The organism is Psychromarinibacter halotolerans, assembly GCF_029168315.1.
GTDB lineage: Bacteria > Pseudomonadota > Alphaproteobacteria > Rhodobacterales > Rhodobacteraceae > Psychromarinibacter > Psychromarinibacter halotolerans.
This window is the reverse complement of record NZ_JARGYD010000002.1, coordinates 228,920-254,617: the sequence shown is the minus strand read 5'-3', so window position 1 is coordinate 254,617 and position 25,698 is coordinate 228,920. Positions and strand designations below refer to the sequence as shown.

The window sequence follows — 25,698 nt, the reverse complement described above, 5'->3', positions numbered from 1 at the left end:
AACCTAGCCCGACGTTACCCTCAGGCAAATATCATCGACGACAATTTACGGCGTCCCGACAGGACGACGGGATCCTGCGGTTTGAGCGAATCGAAGATGGTGAAAAGCTGCTGCTTGGCGGCGGCATCGTTCCATTCGCGGTCGCGGCGGAACAGTTCCAGAAGCTGGGCGACGGCCTCTTCCACCTGACCCTTGGCGTGCAGCGCCTGAGCAAGGTCGAACCGCGCCTGATGATCGTCGGGGTTCGCTTCGACCTGCGCGCTCAGTTCGGCGACGGGACCGGCGTTTGCGCCCTGCTTCGCAAGGTTCAGCTGCGCGTGGGCGGCTTCCAGTTCCGGCGCGGTGCTGATCGCGGCGGGGGCGCCGTTCAGAATCGCCTCGGCCTGTTCGAGATCGTCCATCGCGATGTGGGCGCGCACAAGGCCACCGTAGGCGGCGGCGTTTTCGGGTTCTTCGCCAAGGATCGCGGCGAAGGTCTGGGCGGCGTCGACAGCGGCACCGTCGGCCAGCATCGCCTCGGCCGCTTCGATCGCCTCGGCCAGACCGTTGTCTTCGCCGCCAAGCGCGGCGACGCGGTCGACGAAGGCCTTGATCTCGGACTGCGGCACGGCGCCTTGGAACATGTCGACCGGGCGGCCTTCGTGGAAGGCGACGACGGTCGGGATCGATTGCAGCGGCAGGCCCTGCTGCGCCAGCGCGGCGGCAAGGCGCTGGTTCTCGTCGACGTTCAGCTTGGCCATGCGGACCTTGCCCTTGGCATCGGTCACGGCCTGTTCCAGCATCGGGCCAAGCGTTTTGCAGGGGCCGCACCACGGCGCCCAGAAATCGACGATGACCGGGACCTCCTTGGATCCTTCCATGACGTCGGCGACGAAGGTCGCCTCGGTCACGTCCTTGATCAGGTCGCCTTGCGGCGCGGCTTGGTCGGTGTTCTGGCCCAGTTCCAGCATTGGCGTGTGCCCCATCCAATAAATATATCGTGTCGCAGCGTTAGATGGAGCATGCCCGGCAGTCTTGCAAGGGGCGCGGCGCCGTTGCCGCCGCGTGCGGCGTCAGGCCTTTTCCGCCTTTCGCTCGTGGGGAAAGTCGCCTTCGGCGATATAGGCCTCTTCGGCGGGGGTGCTGGGACGGCCAAGGACGGCGTTCCGATGCGGGTGGCGACCGAACCGGGCGATCACCTCGCGCACGCGGCGCGGTTGCTTCCCGGCGTCGTCGTAAAGGTTGCCGAAGTCCGGTGACAGCGGCACCACCATGCTGTCGGCCAGCCGGACGATCAGGTCCATCCGCTGCAGGTGATCGGGGCCTTCGCAATGGCCGATGGCGATCAGGTGGAACAGTCGTTCCCACGGTGTGGTCAGCGCCTTGAGATGACCGTTGTCGATCCCATCCAAACACAGGCGGCAAGACTTGATGTCCTGCGCGAAGGCGGCGGGCGTGTCGCGCCAGACCGAGCGGGGGAATTGGTCCAACGTCAACAACAGCGCAAGGCGTCCGCGCGGGGTTTCGGCCCAGCCGTCATAGGCGCCGCGCGCGGCGGCAAGGGTCACGTCGGCGTAGGTGTCGATGATTGCCGCATCCATGCCGCCCTGCATCCGGCTGTTCCAGAAGTCCCCGTGACGTTCGGGGACGCAGTCGGGCAGGTCGTCGGGAAACCAGAAGCCTAGGATCTCGTCCGGCGTCACCGCCCCAGCAGGTCGTTGTGGCATTGTTCGTCCCCCGTTCCTTGACGCAGCGTTGCGCGCGGAACGGGGTCTGGCAAGCCCTACAGGTCGAACGTTGCGAAAACCGGGGCGTGGTCCGACGGCTTTTCCCAGCCGCGCGCGTCGCGAAGGACGCGACTGGAATGCGCCGCGTTCGAGATGTCGGGCGTGGCCCAGACGTGATCCAGCCGCCGCCCCTTGTCGGCACCGGACCAGTCGCGGGCGCGGTACGACCACCACGAATACAGCAGTCCTTCGGGGATGTCCTGCCGGGTGATGTCGACCCAGCCCCCGGCGTCCTGCGTCTGCGCAAGATGGTCGACCTCTGTCGGCGTGTGGCTGACGATCTTCAGAAGCTGCTTGTGGTTCCAGACGTCGTCCTCGCGCGGGGCGATGTTCAGGTCGCCCACAAGGATCGCCTTCTCGGGGCGTTCGGCGTGAAACCAGTCGCGCATCTCGGTGAGATAGTCGAGTTTCTGCCCGAACTTCTCGTTCACCTCGCGGTCCGGCACGTCGCCGCCCGCCGGGACATAGAAGTTCTGCACCGTCACGCCGTTCTCCAGCTTCACCGCGACGTGGCGGGCGTGGCCCAGCCCGGCAAAGTCCATGTCCCCCACGTCGGTGATCGGGATCTTCGACAGCACGGCGACGCCGTTATAGCCCTTTTGCCCCCGCGCGACGAGATACGGGTAGCCAAGCGCACGGAAGTTCTCGACCGGGATCTTGTCGACCGGACTTTTGCATTCCTGCAGGCACAGCACGTCGGGCTGTTCCTCTTCCAGCAGCTTCAGAACCAGCGGTTCGCGCAGGCGGACAGAGTTGATGTTCCAGGTGGCAAGGGTGAAGGGCATGGAGGTCTCCGGTTCGCGGTGCGGCGGACCCTAAGCGCGGCGCGGCAGAGGCTCAAGGGCGAAGACCGGTGCGTTCGACCTGCGGTTGATCGCCTAGCGCAGGCCGGTCTCTTCCAGCAGGCCAAGGCGTTTGGCCTCGTAGTAATAGCCGCGCGCGTACCAGCCGATGGCTTCGTCCATGTTACCGCCAGACACAAGCCACGCGCCGCGCAGGTACTTCACCGCATAGCGCAGGTTGGTTTCCGCATCCAAAAGCGATTCTGGCGGGCCGCGATGGCCCATCGTGCGCGCGGTGGTCGGGTGGATCTGCATCAGGCCCATGTACGGCCCGTTGCGGGCGCCGGGCGTGTACCGGCTTTCACGCTGGACGACCCGGTGTACCAGCTCTCGCGGGACTTCGTAGCGGTCGGCATAGGTGTTGATCAGCGCGCGAAGTTCTGGGGATTCGCCTTGGTAAAGCGGCACGTCAGCCGCGCGCCGTTCGCGTCCGCCGCATCCGGCGACAAGGGCAAGGCAAAGCCCAAGGATCAACATGCGCAGCATCGGCAGTCCCCGTCCGGTTTCGTCGACGTCAGCCTAGCGTGCGCGGCGGCAGGTCAAAAGCCCCCGGCCGCGGGGGGCGCATTCACGTTTCGGCGGGCAGGCGCCTGTCCGCTTGACCGGCGGTCCTACCGCGCCAAGATGGGACGGCCCGCAACGGACGACTCGGTGACTGTCACGAATGCTGCGCCCCGCTTTATGCCTTTTCATTGCCTTGGCGCTTTTTCCACAGGGTCCGGCGCTTGCCGCCGACTGGGAAACCTTTAGCCATGATCTTGGCCGGGGCGCCGCGGTCTGTCCCTATGACGACGCCGAGACCGGCGCGTTCTTCTGCTTTGCCATCGCCTGCCCGCCCGAACGGGGAACACCTTCGATCCGCGTGGCGCTGGGCGGCGAGGTGCCGGACGGGGACGATGTGCCGCTGTCGGTTCAGGTCGATGGCCAGATGCTGTCGCACCTGTACCTGTCGCGCCTGCCGCAGGACGAACAGTCAGAGGACACCGCCGATTTCGCGACCCCGTTCGACCCGTCCCGCGACGAGGCCATGATCGCCGCGCTGATGTCGGGAAGCCGCGCGCGTCTGGTCTTCGGCACCGGGCTGACCGCGATGATCCAAGAGATCAGCCTGTCCGGAAGCCACGCGGCGCTGGACAAGGTATCGACCCTGTGCGGGGTGCCCGCGCTGGCGCCGGAAGAGGAGTGATTCCGGGGCGTCGGACGCCGAAGGTAAGGCCGCGGACAAAAAAGCCCGGGCGTGATGCCCGGGCCAGTCCAACAGGGAGGTGCATGCCATTACCCGGACATGCAACGGGAACTCTTCGCATATGGTGGTCAGACTATGCGATGACAACCATCGCGATAGTCCGGAATACCTTACGCAGGGGTATCCTATGCCACCAACCTGTACCCACCGGATTCGGTCACAAGAAGGCGGGCATTGGACGGATCCGGTTCGATTTTCTGCCGAAGCCGGTAAATATGTGTCTCAAGCGTGTGCGTCGTGACCCCCGCGTTATAGCCCCAGACCTCGTGCAGCAGCACATCGCGGGCCACGACACCTTCGGTCGAGCGGTACAGGAACTTGAGGATGTTGGTCTCTTTCTCGGTCAGCCGGATCTTCCGGTCGTCTTCCGTGATCAGCATCTTCATCGCGGGCTTGAACGTGTACGGCCCAAGCTGGAAGACGGCGTCTTCCGACTGTTCGTGCTGCCGCAGCTGGGCGCGAATGCGGGCCAGCAGGACGGGGAACTTGAACGGCTTGGTGACATAATCGTTCGCACCGGCATCAAGCCCGAGGATGGTGTCGCTATCGCTGTCGTGGCCGGTCAGCATCAGCACGGGGCACTTCACACCCTGCTTGCGCATCACGCGGCACAGCTCGCGACCATCGGTGTCGGGCAGGCCGACGTCCAAGATCACTAGATCGTACAGGCCTTCCTTGGCTTTCTCGAGCGCGTCGTGGCCATTGCCAGCCTCGAACACGTCGAAATCCTCGGTCATGACCAACTGCTCGCTCAGCGCCTCGCGCAGATCGTCGTCGTCATCGACAAGCAGGATTTTCTTCAAATTCGTGGACATAGACGGCGAACTCCTTGCATCCTGTCCAACGAAGTGAGGGCGAAACCGGTTCCCTGCAAGATTTGCTGCACCGATTTCACGCGGTCGTGTCGACACAGGCGGAAATGTTTCATATTTCAGGCTACCCGTAACGAACGGGCCCCGTCGCAACCGGATATTCCTCATGGCTCTGGATCCCACCATCGCAGAACAGCTGTCGCGCGCCCGCGCCGACCTGCGCATGGGGCTGCCCGTGGTGATCCACGACTGCTGCGGCGCCGCCCTTGCCGGCGCGGCCGAGACGCTGGATGCAACGCGGCTGGCGGACCTGCGCGCGTTGGGCAGCCCGCACGTGGCGATCACCGCCCGGCGGGCCGAGACGCTGAAGGCGCGGGCCTACGATGGCGATCTTGCCCGGGTGGCGGTGCCGGACGCGGTGGACATGGGCTGGATTCGCGGCATGGCGGACCCGGCCAACGATCTGGCGATGCCGATGAAGGGGCCGCATGTCTCGTTGCGCGGGGGCGGCGCCGACCTGTCACGCGCGGCGATCGCGTTGGCAAAATCCGCCCGGCTGCTGCCCGCCGCCGTGCTGGTGCCGGTTCCGGATGGTCCCGCGCTGGCCGCCGCACATGGGCTGACCATGATCGACGCCACCGCCGCCGGACCCGAGATGGAGGCCGCCAGCCCGATGCGCGACGTGATCTCGGGCCGGGTGCCGATGGCCGTGTCCGAAGCAGGGCGCGTCCACGTCTTCCGCCCCGACAACGGCGCGGAAGAGCACTATGCCGTCGAGATCGGTCGCCCCCCGCGCGACCGTCCGGTGCTGGCGCGGCTGCATTCGGCCTGCTTCACCGGCGATGTGCTGGGGTCGCTGAAATGCGACTGCGGTCCGCAACTGCGCGCCGCGCTGGCCCGGATGGGCGAAGACGGCGCGGGCGTTCTGCTGTACCTGAACCAAGAGGGACGGGGCATCGGGCTGGCGAACAAGATGCGCGCCTATTCGCTGCAGGATCAGGGTTTCGACACGGTCGAGGCGAACCACCGGCTGGGATTCGAGGATGACGAGCGCGATTTCCGCATCGGTGCCGACATCCTGAAGCGGATGGGCTTCGGCAGCGTGCGCCTGCTGACCAACAATCCGCGCAAGGTCACGATGATGCAGGGCCACGGCGTCGAGGTGACCGAACGCGTGCCGCTGCAGGTCGGGCTGAATCCGCTGAATGCGAAGTATCTCGACACCAAGGCGAAAAAGTCGGGGCATATCCTGTGAAAGGGTTCGCCGCCTTCGGCGCCGACCCGTCGGGGGCTCTGCCCCCGAACCCCCGGGATATTTCCGGACAGAAGAAGCAGGGGATGGTGCTGACGCCGAAAGGCCTGCGCGTCGGCGTGCGGCTGTTTCCCTGCGCCATCGGGCGCGGCGGTATCCGAGCGGACAAACGCGAGGGGGACGGCGCGACGCCCGTGGGGGTGCACCGGATCGTCGGCTGCCTGTACCGCGCCGACCGGATCACGCGGCCGAACGGTTGGGCCGTCCCGATCGGCACGCGCGACCTGTGGTCCGACGACGGCGGCGACCCGAACTACAACCACCTTGTGCGCGCGCCTTATCGTCCCAGCCACGAGCGTCTGCGCCGCGCCGATCCGCTATACGATCTTGTGCTGATCACCGATTGGAACTGGCCTGACGCCGTGCCTGGACGCGGTTCCGCGATCTTCATGCACCAGTGGCGCGCGCCGCGCTGGCCGACGGCGGGTTGTGTCGCGCTGCGCCGCGATCATCTGCGGGCGCTGGCGGCCATGCTGCGGCCCGGCGCGGAGTTGATCGTGCCGCGCGCGCTTGCTTCTTCTAACTGAAAATATCCCCGCCGGAGGCCCACCGCGCAGCGGCGGTCAGTAGACGCGGTCGCCGAAGATGGCAGACCCGACGCGGACACAGGTGGCGCCTTGGGCAATGGCGCTTTCGAAGTCCGAACTCATGCCCATCGACAGCTTGTCCAGCCCGTTGCGCGCGGCGATCTTCGCCAGCAGCGCGAAATGCAGCGACGGTTCCTCGTCGACCGGCGGGATGCACATCAGGCCGACGACCGGCAGGCCAAGCGCGCGGCATTCGGCCACCAAAGCGTCGGTTTCCTCGGGGGACACGCCAGCCTTCTGATCTTCCTCGCCGGTGTTCACCTGCACGTAAAGATCCGGGCACTGGCCCAGTTCGTCCTTCAGCCGCGCCAGCGTGCGGGCGAGCTTGGGGCGGTCGACGGTCTGGATCACGTCGAACAGTTCCATCGCCTGCCGCGCCTTGTTGGTCTGCAGCGGGCCCACAAGGTGAAGCGTCACGCCGTCGAAACGGTCACGGAATGCGGGCCACTTCCCCGCGGCTTCCTGCACCTTGTTCTCGCCGAACACGCGCTGGCCGGCTTTCAGCACCTCTTCCACCCGGTCCAGCGGCTGCACCTTGGAAATGGCGATCAGCTCTACCGAGCCGGGGGCGCGTCCGGCGGCGTCCTCGGCCTTGCGCACGCGGGCGGTGATGTCATCGAGACCCATGGTCAGTCCTTCCTTGCGTAGTCGCCGCCGAGGGCGTCGAGCAGTTCGTCCACCTCGGACCCGTAGCGTTCCCACGCCTTCAGCGAACTTTTGTAGATCGGCTGGCGTACCTGATGCACCGACAGGGTGTCGACCCGGCGCTTGTTCTCGTGAAAGTTCAGGCAGGCGTCTTCCCAGTCCAGACCGCAGGCCTTGATCAGGGCGCGAGACTGGCCCTCGGGGTCGGCGATCAGGTCCTCGTAGGCGATTTCGTGGAACCAGCCGGGCACTTCCTGACGCCAGAAGGCAATGATCTCTTCGAACAGGTGGTAATAGGCGGCAAGGTCTTTCCGGTCGTAGCTGTACAGGTGCCGGCCGGGCGCGAACATGTTGCGGTAGATCGACAGCAGGTTGTCGCGCGGGTCGCGGCGGACCACGACGATCCGGGCGTTCGGCAGCGCCAGCCGGATCGGCCCGATCGACAGGTAGCTTTGCACGCTTTTATCGGTGACGATGTCGGCGCCGGGGTGCAGGGCCAGCATCCGCTCGGCCGCGATCCGCCCTGCGCGGGCGATGTCGTCGTCGGGGACCGTGGCGATGTCACGGAACGACAGGTCCGCGTCGTGCAGGACCTTTTCCAATTCGTGCGGAAGATAACCAAGCTCTCCGCCGCCGGTGACGCGCGAATGGCTGGCAAGGATCTGTTCCACCAGCGTGGTTCCCGACCGGGGCAGGCCGGTCACGAAGATCGGGGCGAAATCGCTGGCGCCCGACACGGTGCGGGCGGTCAGGTCGCGACCGGCGAACGCCGCCTTGATCGCGTCGACGCGGTTTCGCCGTTCCACGACGTCGTAGGGGTACAGCTGCCGCACCAGTTCGTTCGCGGGGCGCAGGTAGGTGAACACGCGGTCGTACTGCTTCGTGTCCTCCATCGTCTTCGCCAGTGCGAAGCCGATGTTGGCGCGCGAGAAGTCGGTGACGCTGTCGTCATCGAACAGGGCCTGCATCTGGGGCACCAGCGGGTCGTCCGCCGCGATCTTTTCGGCCAGCAGGTACAGCCGGTAGGTCTCGCCGTTCTTCGGCATGATCTCTAGCGCGGTGCGGAAGTCGGCGCGGGCGTCGTCGAACCGGCCCAGCGTTTGCAGAATGCCGGCACGGGCGGAAAAGGCGGGGCCGAATCCGGGCGAGTCGGCCAAAAGCGAGTCGAGCTCGGCCAGCGCGGCGGTTTCATCACCGGCCTCGGCCAGCGCGCGGGCAAGGCACAGGCGGGCGCGGTCGGCGTCGGCGCCCGCCCGGATCGCGGCGCGCGCGGTCTCGGCGGATTGCACCGCCTGATGTTCCTGAAGCTGAAGCTGTGCCAGTTCCAGCAGCGCGCCGGGATGTGCGGCATCCAGCGAAAGGGCGCGGCGCAACGCCTCTTCGGCCTGCGCGGGGGGCAGGTTCGCCCCGACGCGCGCCGCGCCAAGCGCCACCCACGCGCGGGTCAGTTTCGGCAGCAGCGCCACCGCGCGTTCCAGAAAGGGCACGGCCTCTGCCGAGCGGCCTGTCCGTTGCAGGAAAGCGCCGTAGTTCGCCAGCCCTTCCGCATAGTCGGGCGCCAGCCGGACGACATCGCGGAACGCGGCATCGGCCCCGGCGGTATTGCCAAGCGCGGCTTGCGCGTTCGCCTCGATATCCGCCAGAAGCGCCACCTCGGGATGGGCCCGGCGCAGGGCTGCGATCACCTTCAGAGCGCCTGCGGGATCGCCGCCTTCCATCATGCGGACGGCCCGCTGCACCTGATCCGGGGGCGCCTTGCCAAGATCGACGCGGGTGCGGGCGCGGTTGCCGGTCAGCGCATCCTGCATCGCCACCACGAATTTCGGGGGCAGGGGCGCGGCCTTGGCGCGTTTCAGAAACGCGGCGGTCCGGGCCCGGTCGTTCAGCTGTTCCAGCGCGCGGGCGTACAGACCCCACAGCGCCTGTTCGCCGGGCTTCAGTTTCAGGGCGCGGTCCAGCAGCCCGGTCGCGCTGTCATAGCGTTTCAGTTTGAAGTCGATCTGCGCCATCTGGAACAGCGCGGGCGCCATGCGGCCGTCGATTGTCAGCACGTTGGCGTATTTCGCGCGCGCCTGTTCAAGCTTGCCTGCGGCCTCAAGCGCGCGGGCCTCTTTGACAAGGGCGGGAATCTGGGCGGGACCAAGTGGAAGCATGGGGGCGTATCGCTGTGTGAACCGGCACATCGGGCCCGGGGCCCGTTCGTGGATCAGCTAGCACGCGCGCCGGGGCGTGTCGAATGATGCGGGCCACGCGGCTCGCGCCGGGACTGGCGGTGCCCCAAAAAGAAAAGGACGGGTCGATTGACCCGTCCTTTCCGGAACTGTTGATCCTGATGGATCAGAAGCTCATCGCAACACCCAGCGAGAACTGGTCGGTGTCGGTGGTGACGCCGCCCATGTCCATTTCCGAGTAGCCGTAGCCGAACTGAACCTCGGCGCCGCCGCCCAGGTCGTAAGCGGCTTGCAGACCGAAGCCCGACTGGCTGTCGTCGCCGGTGCCTTCGAACATGCCGTAGTTACCCGAAACCGAGATGGCGCCGGTGGTGTAGCCGAGGCCGATCGCGTAGTGCGAGTCGACAACCAGGCCCGAACCCAGGACGACATCGTCGTACGAGGTGTAGTTCAGGATGGCGTGGAAGCCACCAGCGAACATCACGTCGACGCTGGCACCAACGGCCGAGGAGTCGAAGCCGGGGCCGGAAGCGGCTTGGTAACCGATGCCGAAGCCGAGGTCGACGCCGCCGAACGAGGTGGCGTAGGTGGCACCAACGCCAAAGGTCGGGTCATCAACGCCGGAGTCGTCGATCTCAGCCGACACTGCGAAGGCGAAGTCGCCGAACGAGTAGTCGTAACGAGCGATCTGGCCGTCTTTGCCGTCAAAGCCGTCCATGACGTTGTTGCCGTTGTAACCGGCGTGCGAGGTGTGCGCGTCGTCGATCGAAGCGCCCATGCCCACGTCGGACAGAGCCCAGTCCAGAGCGCCGTCGGTGTCGCCCATCGTCAGGGTGCCGAACGCGCCCGAGATGAAGATGAACTCGCCGCCTTGGGTGGTGCCAGCGAAGGCGCCGTTTTCGTCCAGGTCGACGCCGGCACCGAAGGTCAGGCCGTTGTCGGTTTCGCCGGACATGCGGAATTCAACATCGATGTCGGTCCAGAACTGGACTTCGTCGCCGTACACGCCGCCGCCGACAATACCCATTTCAGCCCAGCCGCCGATCGACACGCCCTGAGCGGACGCGATACCGGCAGAGGCCACGAGGGCGGTGGTCGCGAAGAGAACCTTTTTCATTGGTTTTCCCTCATTCGTTAAAAGGTGCACCTCAACCCGGTATTCGAATTGAGTATGTTGGGTGTGTCGCTCCAACTGTCTTCGAATGCAACGAAGACCGGACCGGTCCAGCCAAAGCGGAAAGGATTGATGCACGTATGCCACAGTGAGTTTTCGCCGCCCGGAAGCTACTGAAATGAAAATGCCTTGTCGCTCGCATGTGCGTCCGGTACACCCCAACGAACAAAGGGCACGGGGCACTCTGGCATGACCTATTTCAAACCGTTGAAAGCTCTCGCCATTCTGGGCGCGGCGCCGCTTCTGGTCGCGTGCGGCGGGTCCATCGGCGTCGGCGACGGCGTGTTCGGGCGCGGTGCGGACGGCCCGGTCAGCGACGCAGTTATAGAGCAGCGTCAGAATTCCCCGATCGAGGTCGAGAATCGCCGCCGCGCTGCGCGCGGTACGATCTGGGATCTGTTCGGTGCCAACCAGGACGACCCGAACGTCACCGTCGAGGTCAACAAGTACATCTGGAACGCGGCGCTGGACGTGCTGTCCTTCCTGCCGATCGAAGGTGCCGACCCGTTCTCGGGCGTGATCGTCACCGGCTTCGGCCGCCCGCCCGGCGGCGGGCGCGCGTATCGCGCGACTGTCTATGTACAGGACCCGGCGCTGGACGCCCGGTCGCTGACGGTGGCGCTGAACACGCAATCCGGCCCTGCCGATCCGGCAACGGTGCGCGCGATCGAGGACGCGATTCTGACCCGCGCGCGGCAGCTTCGGGTGCGCGACAGCAACCTCTGATCCACCCTAGACCCCAGAGTCTGACCAAAGTATCAACGCCGGGCCGGATCGCCCGGCGTTTTCTTTGGTGAACAGGAAGTCCCGCGCAATGTCCCGCTATGACGCGAGCGTAATCGAACCGAAATGGCAGGCCGCCTGGAAAGAGGCCGGCAGCTTCACCGCGCAGCGCGACGAGTCGAAGCCCAAGTACTATGTGCTCGAGATGTTTCCCTATCCGTCGGGCCGCATCCACATGGGCCATGTCCGGAACTACTCGCTGGGCGACGTGATCGCGCGCTATAAATCCAGCTGCGGATTTTCGGTGCTGCATCCGATGGGGTGGGACGCCTTCGGCATGCCGGCAGAAAACGCGGCGATGGCCTCGGGCGGGCACCCGAAGGACTGGACCTACAATAATATCGAAACGATGAAGGACCAGCTGCGGCCGCTGGGCTTCTCGATCGACTGGACCCGGGAATTCGCGACCTGCGACCCGGAATACTATGGCCAGCAACAGGCCATGTTCCTGGATTTCCTTGAAAAAGGCATGGTCTACCGCAAGGCCGCCACGGTGAACTGGGACCCGGTCGACATGACCGTTCTGGCGAACGAGCAGGTGATCGACGGCAAGGGCTGGCGGTCCGGCGCGGCGGTGGAACGGCGCGAGCTGACCCAGTGGTTCTTCAACATCTCCGATTATTCCGAGGACCTGCTGAGCGCGCTCGACGGGCTGGACGACTGGCCCGACAAGGTGAAGTCGATGCAGCGCAACTGGATCGGCAAGTCCACCGGGCTGCAGTTCGCCTTCTCGATGGTCGACGGCCCGCACGGTCACGACCGGGTCGAGGTTTACACCACCCGCCCCGACACGCTGATGGGCGCCTCTTTCGTCGGCATCTCTCCCGATCATCCGCTGGCCAAACAGCTGGAGCGCGACAACGAAGAGATCGCCGCCTTCTGTGCCAAGTGCCGCCAGATGGGCACGTCCGAAGAGGAACTGGAAACCGCCGAGAAGCTGGGCTTCGATACCGGGCTGACGGTCCGCCATCCCTTTGATACCGCTTGGGAACTGCCCGTCTACATCGCGAACTTCATCCTGATGGATTACGGCACCGGCGCGATCTTCGGCTGCCCCGCGCACGATGCCCGCGACCTTGAATTCGCGCGCAAGTACGACCTGCCGGTACAGTCCACCTTTGAACCCGTCGACGCCGAAGGCCACGTCGCGCCGGAGCAGGGCGGCGAGGCCTACGTCCCGCCGAAGCCGCAGCAGGTGCGCTATATCCGCGGCTTCGCGGGCGAAGAAGTACAGACCGGCGAGGACGGCATCGCCACGGCGGTGGCATTCTGCGAATCCAACGGCGTGGGGCAGGGAATCACAAAGTACCGCCTGCGCGACTGGGGCCTGTCCCGGCAACGCTATTGGGGCTGCCCGATTCCCGTGGTCCATTGTGAAGATTGCGGCGTGGTGCCCGAGAAAAAGGAAAACCTGCCGGTCCGCCTGCCGGATGACGTGTCCTTCGACACGCCCGGCAACCCGCTGGACCGCCACCCGACGTGGCGCGACACCGATTGCCCGCGCTGCGGCAAGCCCGCCCGGCGCGAAACCGACACGATGGATACCTTCGTCGATTCGTCGTGGTACTTCGCCCGTTTCACCGCACCGCGCGCCGCCATGCCCACCGACCGGGCCGAGGCCGATTATTGGATGAACGTCGACCAGTATATCGGTGGCATCGAGCACGCGATCCTTCACCTGCTGTACTCGCGCTTCTTCGCGCGGGCGATGAACGAATGCGGCATGCTGCCGGACAAGTCGCGCGAACCCTTCGACGCGCTGTTCACGCAAGGCATGGTGACCCACGCGATCTATCAGACCACGCGCGAACAGGATGGCCGCCCGGTCTATCACTATCCCGAAGAGGTCGAGCTGTCGGACGGCAAGGCCTTCCTCAAGACCGACGGGCGCGAGGTCCAGATCGTGCCCTCGGCCAAGATGTCGAAGTCGAAGAACAACGTGGTCGACCCGCTGGCGATCATTGAAAGCTACGGCGCCGACACCGCTCGCTGGTTCGTCCTGTCCGACAGCCCGCCGGAACGCGACGTGGAATGGACGGCCTCGGGCGCCGACGCCGCTTACAAGCACCTCGGTCGGGTCTGGCGCCTTGCGTCCGAGATCGCGGCAATGGACGACGGCGCGGGCGACGGGGACGAGGACCTGCAACGCGCGATGCACCGGGCGATTCACGACGTCACGATGGGGGTCGAGTCGTTCGGCTTCAACGCGGCGATCGCCAAGCTCTACGCCTTCACCAACACGCTAGCGAAGTCCAAGGCTGGCGGCACCGCCAAGCGCGAGGCCGCGAAGGTGCTGGCGCAGCTGATGTCGCCGATGACACCGCACTTGGCCGAGGAATGCTGGCAGATGCTGGGCGGCGAAGGGCTGGTCACCGGCCACGCGTGGCCCAAACCGGACGAATCGATGCTGGTCGAAGACACGGTGACCCTGCCGATCCAGATCAACGGCAAGCGCAAATCCGAGATCACGGTGCCCAAGGACATGGCCAAGGACGCGATCGAAGCCCTCGTGCTGGAAGAACCGGCGGTGCAGAAGGCACTGGACGGCGGCGCGCCGAAAAAGCTGATCGTCGTACCGGGCCGCATCGTCAACGTGGTGGTCTGACCGGCGCCTTCTTCTCTTCCGAAATACCTCGGGGGAGTCGCGCAAAGCGCGACGGGGGCAGCGCCCCCGCCGCCCGCGCCCGCACAACGCACCACGGTCGCAAGGGGCCGAGCAACCGCTTGTCATTCACCCGCCGCAGGGCGATTGTGGCGGACACCGGCCCTGCCGACCGGGCCGGGCCAGACCGACGCCAACCAGACTCGACAGACCGGATTTTCGATGACGACTTCGCCCGCCCCGACCGCCTCTCGCCGCGGCATGCTGGCCCTGATGGGGGCGCTGGCCCTGTCCGCCTGCGGTTTCACCCCGGTCTTCGGGCCGGGCGGGCAGGCCGAAGGGCTGCGCGGACAGATCTTCGTCGCCGACCCCGAAGACCGCAAAGGCTTCGTCTTCGTGTCGCGGATGGAAGACCGGCTGGGCCTGCCCGAGGCGGCGCCCTACCTGCTGGACTACACCATTTCGGTGCGCGAGGACGGCGTCGGCATCACGCCCGAACGCTCGACCACGCGGTACAACGTGCTTGGGCGTATCGACTATTCCCTGACCGAGCGTGCCACCGGCGCTAAGCTGGCGACCGGCAAGGTCGAAAACTTCACCGGCTATTCCGCCACCGGGTCGATCATCGGCGAGATCTCGGCGACCGAGGACGCCTATGAACGGCTGATGGTGATTCTGGCCGACCAGCTTGTGACCGAACTGATCGCGACCGCGCCGGACTGGCGGCGATGAAGCTTTCGGCCCGGGATTCCGCCAGCCATTTCTCGAAACCCGATCCCGGCTGCTGCGGGACGCTGATCTATGGGCAGGACGCGATGCGCGTCGCGCTGAAGCGGCAGGAACTGGTGGCCGCCATCGTCGGTCCGCGGGGCGAGGAAGAGATGCGCCTGACCCGGATTCCGGCGTCCGAGCTGCGCAAGGACGCGGCATTGGTGACGGACGCGGTGCGCGAAACCGGCTTCTTTCCCGGGCCGCGCGCGGTCTTTGTCGAGGACGCGGGCGACGGGCTGGCCAAGACCATCGCCGCCGCGTTCGACGGCTGGCGGCCGGGCGATGCCCATGTCGTTGTGACGGCAGGCTCGCTGACCGCCAAATCCGCGCTGCGCAAGCTGTTCGAAGGCCTGAAAAACGGCTTTGCGGTCGGGATCTACAACGACCCGCCCAGCCGCGAGGAGCTGGAGGCCGAACTGGCGAAGGCGGGCCTGAAGAACGTCGGCGGTGATGGAATGTCGGAACTTGTCGCCCTGTCGCGGATGCTGGACCCCGGCGACCTGCGCCAGACGATCGAGAAGCTGGCCCTGTTCAAGCTGGACGACCCTGCGCCGCTGTCGCCGGACGACGTCGCCGCCTGCGCCCCCGCGACCACCGAAGCCGCGATGGACGATGTTCTGAACGTGGTCGCCGAGGCCCGCACGCGCGAGATCGGACCGCTGATGCTGAAGCTCGAGGGGCAGGGTGTGCAGCCGGTTGGGCTTGTGATCGGGGCGACCCGGCACTTCCGCACGCTGTACGCCGCCGCATCCGATCCCGGCGGGCCCGGTGCCGGTCTGGGCCGCGCGCGCCCGCCGGTGTTCGGACCGCGACGGGACAGGATGCAGCGGCAGGCGCAGGGCTGGGGCGCGGCGCGTCTGGCGCAGGCGCTTGAAATGCTGACCGATACCGACCTTCAGCTGCGCTCGGCCCAGCAGCGCGCACCGGCGATGGCGCTGGTCGAACGCACGCTGATCCGGCTTTCGATGCTGGCCTCGGCCCGCAGGTAGGGGGCTCTGCCCCCGTCGCTGCGCGACTCCCCCGAGGTATTTTCCAAGAGAAGAAGCAGGCGGGATCAGGCCTGACGCGCCAGCCACGCGGCGGCCGCGCGCCCGGCGTGGCGGCCGGTGGCAAGGCAGGCGGTCAGAAGGTAACCGCCGGTCGGGGCCTCCCAGTCGAGCATTTCTCCGGCGGCGAAAATGCCGGGCCGCGCGCGCAGCATTAGGCCGTCGTCGAGCGCCGCGCGGGCGATTCCCCCGGCGGTCGAGATCGCCTCGTCCATCGGGCGCAGGCCGGCGTGCGGGATCGGCAGCGCCTTGATCGCTTTGGCAAGCTCGGCGCCGGCGGGGAGGGTCGGCAAGGCTTCCCGCATCAGGGCGATCTGCACCGGCGAAAGCCCCGCGTCCTTGCGCAGCCGGTTCGACACCGATGTCTTGGACGGGCGCGACAGGCGGTGGGCCAGCCGGCTGACGCCGACGTCTGGCCGCAGATCCGCGATCAGCGGTGCGCCGTCCCGCAGTGGGCGGGTCAGCGCATAGATCGCGCCGCCTTCCAGTCCGCGGGCCGAGACGACGAACTCGCCCCGGGTGTCCTGTGCGCCAGCGGTGAGGCGCACGCCCTTGACCGGGGTGCCGAAGTGGCGCGCCATGTGCGGCGACCAGTCCATCCGCAGGCCGGCGTTGGCCGGGGCGAAGGGGGCAAGTTCGACCCCCGCCGCGGCAAGCCACGGCGCCCAGGCCCCGTCAGAGCCCAGCCGCGCCCAGCTTGCGCCGCCGAGCGCGAGGATGGTCGCCGCCGGTGTTTCCCGTCTTTCGCCGTCCGGCGTGTCGAAGGTCAGCGCGTCGCCGTCCCAGCCGGTCCAGCGCCAGCGGGTGCGGATCGTCACGCCTTGCGCCGCCAGGTCCGCCAGCCATGCGCGCAGTAGCGGTGAGGCCTTCATCGCCTTGGGGAACACGCGCCCGGTGGAGCCGGTGAACATCTCTTGCCCCAGCCCGCGTGCCCAGTCCTGCACGGCGTCCGGTCCGAACGCGTCCAGCATCGGGGCCAGCCAGGTTGCGGCTTCGGCATAGGCGGCGCGGAAGCGGGCGGGGTCTTCGGCTTTGGTCAGGTTCAGCCCGGACTTGCCCGCCATCAGCAGCTTGCGGGCGACAGAGGGCTTCGCCTCGGCCACCGTCACCGCGACCCCGGCCGCCGCGAGTTCGCCAGCCGCCATCAGCCCCGCGGGGCCGGCGCCGATCACGAAGGCGGTGGGGTGGGTCATCGGGCTTGCCTGTCGCTGGTTTCGCGCCATCCTGTGGCATCGTGAGCGACGAAGGACAAGACGACTGGCCGGTCTGCGCCCTGTGCGGGCGGGTGATTCCGCCTTGGGCGAAGCAAAGCCTGCACCACCTTGTGCCCAAGCTGCGGGGCGGCAAGGGGGGCGAGACCGTGCGTTTGCACCAGATCTGCCACAACGAGATCCACGCGACGCTGACCGAGGCCGAGTTGGCGCGCAGTTATGCCACGCCAGAGGCGCTTCGGGCGCATCCACGGCTGGCGAAGTTCATCGCGTGGGTCGGCAAGCGGCCGCCGGACTTCCATTCGAAGACGCCGGGAAAGCGCCGGGCCCGGCGCTGAGGGCTTGCGGATGCGGGCCCGGGCTGCATGGTGGCAGGGGACTGGAGGTTCGGATGGCTCACGCGACGATGGAACAGTTGCAGGCGGCGCTGCCGCGGATCGAGGCCGCGCCGGCCGAGGGCATAGTGCGGGCGATCGTCGTCCGGCCCGCCCCCGGCGCGCGCGAGATGCCCTCCTCGGGCGAGATGAGCCTTGCGGGCGGGATGCATGGCGATCACTGGGCAAAGGGCTGTTGGCGCGAGACCGACGACGGGGCGCCGCATCCCGACGTGCAGATCTGCCTGATGCCCGCCCGGGTGATCGAGGCCATCGCCGGGCTCGATCCCGCGGACTGGGCGCCTGCGGGCGACAACCTGTTCATTGAGATGGACCTGTCGCCGGACAATTGCCCGCCGGGCACACGGCTGGCGATGGGAACGGCCGAGATCGTGATCACCACAGAACCGCACAACGGCTGTCAGAACTTCATCGACCGTTATGGCCGGGACGCCTGCGTTTTCGTCAACACGGGACGCGGTCGCGATCTGCGGCTGCGGGGAATTTACGGGCGGGTCGTCGTGGATGGCGTCGTGTCCGTGGGCGACGGGGTCAGAAAGGTCGGATCATGAGCGTCGGTTTCACCGAACACCCCAAGGCAGGGTATGTCGAGATCGTCGTCGATGGCACCGTCGGCAAGGCGGATTTCGACGCGATCATGCCGCGGCTAGAGGCCTTCATCGCGGCGCAGGGCGAGATTTCCGTGCTGAAGGTGGTGCGGGGGATCGGATTCGTGAACCTGCCGGCCGCGTTGGGCAACGCGTGGTCGGGGCTTCAGACCATGAGCCGGCTGCGGCGCGCGGCGCTGGTGACAGACCTGCCGTGGCTGGTGCCGTTCGCCGGTGCGGCGGCGATGCTGTCGCCGGTGGAGACGCGGGTGTTCGGGCTGGCCGAGTTGGAAGAGGCGCGGGCGTGGGTGTCGGAGAAGACGCCTGCGGGACCGCAAAGCGCCTGACCGGGGTTCAGATCATCGCCTTGATCGCGGCGACATGTGCGGATGACGCGGCCAGCGTGTCGGCTGCAAGCGCCTGGGCGCGTGGCAGGAGCGCCTCGGGTTCTACGAGTTCATCGACAAGACCGTAGCTCAGCGCCGTGTCGGCGGGGATCTTCTGACCCGCCATCAGGATCATCCGCGCGCGGGCCGGGCCGACAAGTGCGCGCAGCCGCACCGGGTCCGACGGTTGCGGCAGGAATCCCAGTTTCATCACCGGATAGAAGAACCGGGCGCCGGGCACCGAAAGGCGCAGGTCACAGGCAAGCGCCATGCCGAAGGCGCCGCCAGCCAGCGTGCCGTTCAGCGCGGCGACGGTCAGGCAGGGCAGCGCGGCGATGGCGCCAGACAGCTGTTCCCACACCGGGTCCGTGGCCAGCCCCGCGCGGGCTTCTGCCAGATCGGCGCCGGCCGAGAACACGCCGCCCGTGCCGGTGAGGATCAGCGCCTGCGCCTGACCGGCGGCGTCTGCCGCGATGCCGGCAAGCTCTGCCAGCATCGCCTTGGTCAGCGCGTTGGCCTTGTCGGGCCGGTCCAGCGTGACCGTCCACAGGGCGCCGTCCCGGTCCAGCCGGATCACGCGGTCAGCCCCAGCCGGGCGCGGATCGTTTCATCGCGCAACGAGATTTCTTCGCCCAGCCAGTCGTCGGCATCGGCGGTCGCCATCCACATAAGCGCCGTCGCGGGCCACTCGGGCGGGATGTGCGCCGACCAGTCCAATTGGCTGACCGGGTTGATGCCGCTGGACTTGATCTCGCGCTGCATCTGCGTGGCGACCGTGCCGGGCGACAGGCCGATGGCGCGGATGCCGCGCCCGCGATACTCGGCATCGGCAGAGCGGGTCAGCATCGCGGCGCCCGCCTTCGAGGCGCAGTAGTGCGACCATGCCTCGACCGGGTGATGCGCCGCGCCGGAGGACACGGTCAGGATGCTGCCGCCGCCCGCCGCCAGCATCACCGGCATCGCCGCGCGCATCCCGTAGTAGACGCCCTTCAGGTTGACGTCGATCGCGCGGCTCCAGCCTTCGGGGTCAGAGGTCGCGATGTGGGCGATCGGGTCGATCACGCCCGCGTTGTTGATCAGCACATCGAGGCTGCCGAACGTGTCGACGGTCGTCTTCACGGCGCTTTCGATGTCCTCGTAGCGGCTGACGTCGCAGGGGATCGCGATGGCGGCCGATCCGATGTCATCGGCCAGTGCGCCGATCTCGGTCTCGGAGCGCGCAAGCAGGGCGACCTTCGCGCCGGCTGCGGCGAACGCCCGGCCCGCGGCGGCGCCGATCCCACGGCTGGCCCCGGTGATCAGCACTGTCTTGCCGTTGAAATCCATGCGTTCACTTCCTTCTCATGCTTTTTTGTGCGGGTCGGGAATACCTTGCCTCAAAAAAGACCTAGCTTGACCCCGATTGCCAGCCAAACGAAGTTGGTATGGTTCAAATTATTCCTGGAAGGAAACAAATGAAACACTGGCATCTTCTCAGCGGCACCGCAGGAATTCTGATTGCGGCCGGCGCGACGACGGCTCAGGCCGACGTGAGCAGCGCCGACGTCTGGGCCGCATGGCAGTCGATGGCGACGCAGATGGGCGAAACGCTTTCCGCCGGGTCCGAAACGCAGGATGGCGGCACCCTGACCGTCACCGACATGACCGTCGCGATGGAAACCACCGACGCAAGCGCGACCGCGACCATCTCGGAAGTCGTCTTCTCCGAGAACGGCGATGGCACCGTGTCGATCACGATGGCGCCCACCTACGACGTCATGGTGAACATCACGCCCGAAGAGGGTGGCGAGACGGTCGAGATGGCGCTGACCTTCTCTTACGACGGTCTGGACATGACCGCGTCCGGCGATCCGGATGCGGTGAACTACGACTTCTCCGCGGCCAGCATTGCCATCGAAGTGGGTGATCTTGTGGTCGACGGCGAGGCGGTGGAACTGGACGCCGACGTGACCCTGTCGGATGTCGCCGGTGTCTACCGGACCGACGCCGACGCGACTGCCGTGTCGACGTTGACCGCTGCGACGATGTCCTTGGTTGCGCACATGGACGAGCCCGAGGGCGGCGAGGGAACCTTCGACATCACCGCCGATCTTGCGGATCTGAGCATGGAATCCGAAGGGTCCGTGGCGCTGATGGCCGGGGGCGTGAAGGAACTGTCGACCGCGCTGGCGGCTGGACAGTCGAGCATGACCACGATCACGCACGGCGCTGGCACCTACGACATCGTCATGGACAACGAGGATGACAGCTTCAACCTGAGCGGTGCCGCCGAAAGCGGTTCGCTGTCGGTTGGCCTCAGCTCCGAGGCGCTGACCTACGATGTGTCGAACACCGGGATCGATATGACCCTGTCGGGTGCTCAGATCCCGCTGCCCGAGGTCGTTGTGACGATGGCCGAGATGGGCTTTGCCCTGACCACGCCGGTGTCGAAAAGCGAAGAACCGCAGGATTTCGCCTTTGCCCTGACGCTGAACGAACTGGGTGTAAGCGAGATGATCTGGGGCCTGATCGACCCGTCGGGCACGCTTCCGCATGATCCGGCCACGCTGCGTCTGGACCTGTCCGGCAAGGCGAACTTCCTGTTCGATCTGTTCGATCCGGAATCGATGGAAATGGTCGACGACGAGATGCCGGCCGAGATCCACGAACTGGACGTCAACGAGCTGAAGCTCGAGGTGGCCGGTGCGGATCTGACCGGCAACGGCGGCTTCACGTTCGACATGAACGATCTTGAAACCTTCGACGGCATCCCGGCCCCGACCGGGCGTCTGTACCTGCAGCTTGTCGGCGCCAATGCGCTGCTCGACAACCTCGTCGCGATGGGCCTGCTGCCGCAGGACCAGGCGATGGGCGCGCGCATGATGATGGGCCTGTTCGCCCGTCCGGGCGAGGGCGAGGATTCGCTGGTCTCCGAGATCGAAATCGACGGTGCCACCGGTGCGATTTCGGCCAACGGGCAGCGCCTGCAGTAAGGCTTTGTCGGAATAACAAAGGCTTGCCTTTTTCGTGCCGTCGCGTTTCATCGCGGCGGCACGTCCATTTGAGGAGTACACGGATGACCAAAGCCCCCCTTCCGATTGCCGCGTTGACGCTGTTCCCGCTGGCCGCCGCCGCTGACGTGACACCGCAGGATGTCTGGGACAACATGTCCTTGGCCATGTCCGCTATGGGTGCCGAAGTGACGGCCGAACTTGCTGAGGACGGCGCGACCCTGACGGTATCGGACATGGTCGTCGCCTTCGCCTTCCCGAACGACACCGGCAGCCTTGAAGTGGACATGGGCGCACTTGTCCTCACCGGGCTGGACGACGGCACCGTTCGGATCGAGATGCCCGCGTCGCAGGACCTTGCGATACGCGGCGCGTTGGAGGGCGAAGGAAGCTTCAGCACCACCGTGACGCTGGGGGCCGAGAACTACGTCACGACGGCGACGGGCGAGGCTGGGGACGTCACCTATCACTATGAACTCGATGCCTACGACGTCGCGTTCACGGGGCTCGAACTGCAGGGCGCGCCGGGCGAGGAAGCGCCAGAAGCGGACATTGACGGCAACATGCGCTTCGAGACCATGAAGGGGTTCTACCGGATCTGGGGCGACGACCTTGTCCGCATGTCGACCCGCGGCACGATGGAGTCCGGCGCATTCGACATCGGGTTCGAAATGACCACGCCGGATGGCGACACGCTGGTGCAAAACAACTCGGCCGTGATGGGTGCCATGGAAAGCTCGGGCGAGATGGCGCTTCCGCAGGGCATGTCCATCATGGCGCTGGGCGAGGCGCTGCGCGACGGTCTGATGCTGAGTTACGAGTACCGTCTGGACAGTCAGGAAACCGAACAGGATCAGACGCTGAACGACGAGCCGTTGGGATCGCAGACCGCGAGCTATGGCCTGACCACAGGGACGCTTGGGTTCAGCGCCGAGGGACTGAGCCTGACCGGGCAGGTCGAAAACTATGAGATGGAGCTGATGCAGCCGATGATCATGCCGATCCCGCTGCAGTTCGCCATCTCGATGGCCGATGGCAGCCTGAGCGTTCCGGTCCTGCGCAGCGACGAACCCGCCGACTCGCACATGCGGTTTGCTCTGGACGGTCTGACGCTTGGCGACTCGCTTTGGGGCATGGTCGATCCGGCGGGCCAGCTTCCGCGTGACCCGATGCAGGTGGTGATCGACTTGACCGCCAAGCTGAAGCTGCTGTTCGACATGGTCAGCTACGATCAGCTGGTCGAGCTTGAAAGTTCTGATGAAGTCCCGGCCGAAGTGTCAGAGGTCGGCATCACCGAGATCCTGCTGAACGCCGTCGGGGCCGAGGTGATGGCGCAGGGCGCCTTCACGCTCGACAACAGCGATCTTGAGACCTTCGACGGCTTCCCCGCCACCGATGGCGCGGCGACCGTGACGCTGAAGGGCTTCGATCCGTTGCTGGACACGCTGATCGCGATGGGCCTTGTGCCCGAAGATCAGGCCGGCATGGCGCGGATGATGCTGGGCGGCTTCGCGCAGCGCGATGACGAGGGCACCTATACGTCTGACATCGAGATCGACGGTGAAACCGGGCAGATCAGCGCAAACGGTCAACGCATCCGCTAGCGGCAAAGCAGCGCGCGGGGTTGTCGCCCCGCGCCCATCGCATCATGTATGTGGCGCGGGTGGATTGCCCGCGCCGAATTATTTTGCCCCCACAGGGCTAAGAAAGGGAGATGTCATGGGACTTCGCATCAACGACACCGTGCCGGATTTCAAGGCCGAGACTAGCCAGGGCGAGATCAGCTTTCACGACTGGATCGGTGACAGCTGGGCGATCCTGTTCTCGCACCCGAAGGATTTCACGCCCGTCTGCACCACCGAATTCGGCGCTGTTGCCCAGCTGTCCGACGAATGGGCAAAGCGCGGCACCAAGGTGATCGGCATCTCGGTGGACGGCGTCGAGGATCACAAGAAGTGGATCGGCGACATCGAAAGCTATTCCTCGTCCGACGTGGGCTTTCCGATCATCGCCGACACCGACCTTGCGGTTGCCAAGGCGTTCGACATGCTGCCGGCTGAATATTATCTGCCCGACGGCGCGACGCCGGCCGACAGCGCGACCGTGCGATCGGTCTTCATCATCGGCCCGGACAAGAAGCTGAAGCTGTCGATGACCTACCCCATGAACGTCGGCCGCAACTTCGCCGAGGTGCTGCGCGCGCTGGACGGTCTGCAGACCGCCGCCAAGGAAACCATCGCGACGCCGGCGAACTGGGAAGTCGGTCAGGACGTGATCATCCCGACTTCGGTCTCGAACGACGACGCAAAGGCGAAATACGGCGAGTTCGAAACCGTGTTCCCCTATCTGCGCAAGGCCAAGCTGCCGTCGTAAGGATTACCGTTAGGTAAAACAAAGGCCCCGTCAATTTGGCGGGGCCTTTTTCGTTCAGGGTGCGTCAGCCGTCGTTTTAGGCTGTTGGGGCCATCTTGGGGTGCAGCACGACCTTCGTGTCCTCGGCCACACGTTCGTACAGATGCACGACGTGGCTGTTCACCAGCCGAACGCACCCGTTCGAGATGGCCGACGCCACGGTCCAAGGCTGCGGCGTCCCGTGGATGCGCAGCGCGGTGTCGTAGCCTGCGTCGTTGTACAGGTACAGCGCCCGCGCGCCCAACGGGTTGTCCGGGCCACCCGGCATTCCGTCTTCGTACTGGGCATAGCTGGCGGGATCGCGTTCGATCATGTCCGGCGTCGGCGTCCACGTCGGCCACTCTGCCTTGCGCCCGACGGTAAAGGTGCCGTCTTCGTACAGCGCGTCGCGACCCACGCCAACGACGTAACGCAGCGCCTGCCCGTCGCCTTCGGTCAGGTACAGGTAGAAGCGGTTCGGGTCGACGTGGATCTCGCCCGCCGGGTAATCCTTCGACACGCGGACGCGCATCGGCATGTGTTCCTGCGGAACCGTGTAGGTTTCCTGCGCGAATGCAGGGGCGGCGGCCAGCGCGGCAAGCGAAGCCGAACCGCTGGCGAGGAAAGTACGACGGGAAACCATAATGGGTCCTTTCATTGGGTCCCGCCCGGTGCGGCGGGAAAGCTCGTGTTCCTTGCTCTGTTGGCAGTGGAACGCGGAACCCACGGAAAAGGTTCAATCCTTCGACCGTGCGCTATGCAGAACGACGGCGGCGGAGCGCATGAAAAAGCCGCGCCCGAAGCCTGTCGGACGCGGCCTTGGTTCGCCTGTTCGGGCGGATCAGTTCTGGTCGAAGTAGACCAGTTCGATCCGCGAAGAGTGCATCCAGCCCTCGACCCCGTCATAGGTCCGGACCTGCCACCACCCTTGGTTGGTGGGGATGACCTCCATGTTGATTTCGTCGGCGTACACGCGGCCGATGATGGCGTGATTGGTGCCCGGCCCGCTGCGGATGTTGGTGTAGCCGTCCGGGTCGACGACCATGGCGTCCTGATACTCTTCGTAGATCTCGACGTCTTCGATGTACGAGTCGCTTTCCATCGACCAACTTGAGCACATCACATAGGCGCCGCCGCCGTACAGGGTGTCGATGTCGATCCCATAGCCTGACGGCGACAGCTGAAGCGCCCAGCTTTCCAGAACGGACACCGACGCTTGGCTGCGCAGTTCCAGAAAGGTGCCGGGGCTGGTGCCGGGGCCACGCTCGAAATAGGTGGACCAGCCCGGCACGTTCACATTCTCGTCGAAGGCGCAGATCGTGTCGAAGGTAATCCCATTGATGGTCAGGCCGCCCCCGTTGAAGGGAAAGCAGCTGCTGCTGTCCTCGTGCCATTTGGCGGACAGGTTCAAGATGCCGCCGGTCGCCATGTCCACGATCGTTTCTGCCGCGGCAGGCTCTTCGTAGCATTGGACAAAGTCGATGACGGCCTGCTGCACGCCCTGCGCGATGGCCGCGCCGGGAAGTCCAAGTGTCGCGGCAAGGAAAACGCCCTTCAGGGCCGGTTTGAACGGGTGTGTCACGATACAGGTCTCTTTACATTACCAAGTTCGGGTGGGGGACGCAGAAGACTTCAGCGCCGATCGCAAGCAGCCCCGCAGGAGGAGGAGGAGGAGGAAGCGGGGCTGCTTGCCGGGATCTACACATTGCCGCCACGGCCAGAATAAGGCAGCGGCGAGAAAAGCGAGAGAATGAGGAGAATTTAATCTGCACACGCTTTCGCACATTATTCAAAATTTATACTTAATATCTTCTTCTTAAATGTACCTCTTTTCGTTCCTGAGCGGCGGTTTCGATGTTTTTGCTCATGCGTTGCCGGGTTTTCATCCGGTGTGATTTTCATCAACGGCATGTGGTGCCTTGGATCAAGAATAACCATACGGAAATTCTCGTATATATGCGAGGACTGCCAATAACGCTTC

The 25,698-nt window shown here is 65.8% G+C and carries 26 protein-coding genes; 13 read left to right on the top strand and 13 right to left on the bottom strand.

The annotated features are described in order from the left end of the window. Nucleotides 1-20: 20 nt before the first annotated feature. The 4 genes from P1K30_RS06145 to P1K30_RS06130 form a co-directional block, all read right to left on the bottom strand. Complete coding sequence (locus P1K30_RS06145; protein WP_275631813.1) at nt 21-965, bottom strand: thioredoxin family protein; 945 nt, start codon at nt 963-965, stop codon at nt 21-23. Between the two features lie 87 nt (nt 966-1,052). After that, the gene (locus P1K30_RS06140) at nt 1,053-1,706 is read right to left on the bottom strand and encodes a DUF924 family protein (RefSeq protein ID WP_275631812.1); all 654 of its coding nucleotides are present in this window, start codon (nt 1,704-1,706) and stop codon (nt 1,053-1,055) included. 56 nt (nt 1,707-1,762) lie between these two features. After that, nucleotides 1,763-2,551: an exodeoxyribonuclease III gene (locus P1K30_RS06135; RefSeq protein WP_275631811.1), complete on the bottom strand. Its 789-nt coding sequence runs from the start codon at nt 2,549-2,551 to the stop codon at nt 1,763-1,765. A 93-nt stretch (nt 2,552-2,644) separates the two neighbouring features. Further along, nucleotides 2,645-3,085, bottom strand: a complete 441-nt coding sequence (locus tag P1K30_RS06130; protein WP_275632278.1) for a transglycosylase SLT domain-containing protein — start codon at nt 3,083-3,085, stop codon at nt 2,645-2,647. 220 nt (nt 3,086-3,305) lie between these two features. Between P1K30_RS06130 and P1K30_RS06125 the strand changes: the two genes are divergently transcribed. After that, the gene (locus P1K30_RS06125; protein ID WP_275631810.1) at nt 3,306-3,794 is read left to right on the top strand and encodes a DUF1176 domain-containing protein; all 489 of its coding nucleotides are present in this window, start codon (nt 3,306-3,308) and stop codon (nt 3,792-3,794) included. 185 nt (nt 3,795-3,979) lie between these two features. On the opposite strand, the gene P1K30_RS06120 is transcribed toward P1K30_RS06125, so the two are convergent. Next, on the bottom strand, nt 3,980-4,669 hold the full coding sequence (locus P1K30_RS06120) for a response regulator transcription factor (RefSeq protein WP_275631809.1): 690 nt from the start codon (nt 4,667-4,669) through the stop codon (nt 3,980-3,982). Between the two features lie 163 nt (nt 4,670-4,832). Between P1K30_RS06120 and ribA the strand changes: the two genes are divergently transcribed. Together ribA and P1K30_RS06110 are read left to right on the top strand one after the other, a co-directional pair. Continuing rightward, nucleotides 4,833-5,921, top strand: coding sequence for a GTP cyclohydrolase II (gene ribA, locus P1K30_RS06115; RefSeq protein ID WP_275631808.1), 1,089 nt, complete (start codon nt 4,833-4,835; stop codon nt 5,919-5,921). Between the two features lie 83 nt (nt 5,922-6,004). After that, entirely contained in the window at nt 6,005-6,505 is a 501-nt protein-coding gene (locus P1K30_RS06110; protein ID WP_275631807.1) for a L,D-transpeptidase family protein, read from the top strand. A 36-nt stretch (nt 6,506-6,541) separates the two neighbouring features. On the opposite strand, the gene P1K30_RS06105 is transcribed toward P1K30_RS06110, so the two are convergent. The 3 genes from P1K30_RS06105 to P1K30_RS06095 all read right to left on the bottom strand — a co-directional run bounded on the left by P1K30_RS06105 (nt 6,542) and on the right by P1K30_RS06095 (nt 10,498). Beyond that, nucleotides 6,542-7,192, bottom strand: a complete 651-nt coding sequence (locus P1K30_RS06105) for a YggS family pyridoxal phosphate-dependent enzyme (protein WP_275631806.1) — start codon at nt 7,190-7,192, stop codon at nt 6,542-6,544. Nucleotides 7,193-7,194: 2 nt separating this feature from the next. After that, entirely contained in the window at nt 7,195-9,363 is a 2,169-nt protein-coding gene (locus tag P1K30_RS06100; RefSeq protein ID WP_275631805.1) for a tetratricopeptide repeat-containing sulfotransferase family protein, read from the bottom strand. Nucleotides 9,364-9,547: 184 nt separating this feature from the next. Continuing rightward, nucleotides 9,548-10,498, bottom strand: a complete 951-nt coding sequence (locus tag P1K30_RS06095) for a porin (RefSeq protein ID WP_275631804.1) — start codon at nt 10,496-10,498, stop codon at nt 9,548-9,550. Nucleotides 10,499-10,744: 246 nt separating this feature from the next. On the opposite strand from P1K30_RS06095, the gene P1K30_RS06090 reads away from it, so the two are divergent. The 4 genes from P1K30_RS06090 to holA all read left to right on the top strand — a co-directional run bounded on the left by P1K30_RS06090 (nt 10,745) and on the right by holA (nt 15,700). Further along, nucleotides 10,745-11,281 (top strand): DUF3576 domain-containing protein, encoded by a 537-nt coding sequence (locus tag P1K30_RS06090; protein ID WP_275631803.1) that lies wholly within the window; start codon nt 10,745-10,747, stop codon nt 11,279-11,281. A gap of 88 nt (nt 11,282-11,369) precedes the next feature. Continuing rightward, complete coding sequence (gene leuS, locus P1K30_RS06085) at nt 11,370-13,943, top strand: leucine--tRNA ligase (protein ID WP_275631802.1); 2,574 nt, start codon at nt 11,370-11,372, stop codon at nt 13,941-13,943. 219 nt (nt 13,944-14,162) lie between these two features. Continuing rightward, the gene (gene lptE, locus P1K30_RS06080) at nt 14,163-14,672 is read left to right on the top strand and encodes an LPS assembly lipoprotein LptE (protein WP_275631801.1); all 510 of its coding nucleotides are present in this window, start codon (nt 14,163-14,165) and stop codon (nt 14,670-14,672) included. Continuing rightward, complete coding sequence (holA, locus tag P1K30_RS06075) at nt 14,669-15,700, top strand: DNA polymerase III subunit delta (RefSeq protein WP_275631800.1); 1,032 nt, start codon at nt 14,669-14,671, stop codon at nt 15,698-15,700. Before lptE ends, holA begins: the two co-directional genes overlap by 4 nt. 65 nt (nt 15,701-15,765) lie before the next feature. On the opposite strand, the gene P1K30_RS06070 is transcribed toward holA, so the two are convergent. Continuing rightward, nucleotides 15,766-16,950: a TIGR03862 family flavoprotein gene (locus tag P1K30_RS06070; protein WP_275631799.1), complete on the bottom strand. Its 1,185-nt coding sequence runs from the start codon at nt 16,948-16,950 to the stop codon at nt 15,766-15,768. A gap of 41 nt (nt 16,951-16,991) precedes the next feature. On the opposite strand from P1K30_RS06070, the gene P1K30_RS06065 reads away from it, so the two are divergent. Genes P1K30_RS06065 through P1K30_RS06055 form a run of 3 tightly spaced genes read left to right on the top strand, consistent with a single transcriptional unit; the run spans nt 16,992 to nt 18,297 of the window. Then, nucleotides 16,992-17,306, top strand: a complete 315-nt coding sequence (locus P1K30_RS06065; RefSeq protein WP_275631798.1) for an HNH endonuclease — start codon at nt 16,992-16,994, stop codon at nt 17,304-17,306. 53 nt (nt 17,307-17,359) lie between these two features. Next, nucleotides 17,360-17,914 (top strand): MOSC domain-containing protein, encoded by a 555-nt coding sequence (locus tag P1K30_RS06060; RefSeq protein WP_275631797.1) that lies wholly within the window; start codon nt 17,360-17,362, stop codon nt 17,912-17,914. Next, complete coding sequence (locus P1K30_RS06055) at nt 17,911-18,297, top strand: SpoIIAA family protein (RefSeq protein ID WP_275631796.1); 387 nt, start codon at nt 17,911-17,913, stop codon at nt 18,295-18,297. Before P1K30_RS06060 ends, P1K30_RS06055 begins: the two co-directional genes overlap by 4 nt. Before the next feature lie 7 nt (nt 18,298-18,304). Here the strand turns inward: P1K30_RS06055 and P1K30_RS06050 are convergent, their stop codons facing one another. Then, nucleotides 18,305-18,913: an enoyl-CoA hydratase/isomerase family protein gene (locus P1K30_RS06050; RefSeq protein ID WP_275631795.1), complete on the bottom strand. Its 609-nt coding sequence runs from the start codon at nt 18,911-18,913 to the stop codon at nt 18,305-18,307. After that, nucleotides 18,910-19,662, bottom strand: coding sequence for an SDR family oxidoreductase (locus P1K30_RS06045; protein WP_275631794.1), 753 nt, complete (start codon nt 19,660-19,662; stop codon nt 18,910-18,912). Before P1K30_RS06045 ends, P1K30_RS06050 begins: the two co-directional genes overlap by 4 nt. 128 nt (nt 19,663-19,790) lie before the next feature. On the opposite strand from P1K30_RS06045, the gene P1K30_RS06040 reads away from it, so the two are divergent. From P1K30_RS06040 to P1K30_RS06030, 3 genes are all read left to right on the top strand, one after another. Further along, nucleotides 19,791-21,308, top strand: a complete 1,518-nt coding sequence (locus P1K30_RS06040; RefSeq protein ID WP_275631793.1) for a DUF2125 domain-containing protein — start codon at nt 19,791-19,793, stop codon at nt 21,306-21,308. 83 nt (nt 21,309-21,391) lie between these two features. Beyond that, on the top strand, nt 21,392-22,930 hold the full coding sequence (locus P1K30_RS06035) for a DUF2125 domain-containing protein (protein ID WP_275631792.1): 1,539 nt from the start codon (nt 21,392-21,394) through the stop codon (nt 22,928-22,930). A gap of 115 nt (nt 22,931-23,045) precedes the next feature. Beyond that, nucleotides 23,046-23,699 carry a peroxiredoxin gene (locus tag P1K30_RS06030; RefSeq protein ID WP_275631791.1) on the top strand — a complete coding sequence of 218 codons (654 nt, stop codon included), beginning with the start codon at nt 23,046-23,048 and terminating at the stop codon, nt 23,697-23,699. A gap of 76 nt (nt 23,700-23,775) precedes the next feature. On the opposite strand, the gene P1K30_RS06025 is transcribed toward P1K30_RS06030, so the two are convergent. Beyond that, a complete protein-coding gene (locus P1K30_RS06025) occupies nt 23,776-24,360 on the bottom strand; it encodes a L,D-transpeptidase (protein ID WP_275631790.1) in 585 nt (194 codons plus the stop codon). Between the two features lie 198 nt (nt 24,361-24,558). After that, a complete protein-coding gene (locus tag P1K30_RS06020) occupies nt 24,559-25,299 on the bottom strand; it encodes an SH3 domain-containing protein (RefSeq protein WP_275631789.1) in 741 nt (246 codons plus the stop codon). Nucleotides 25,300-25,698 lie beyond the last annotated feature (399 nt).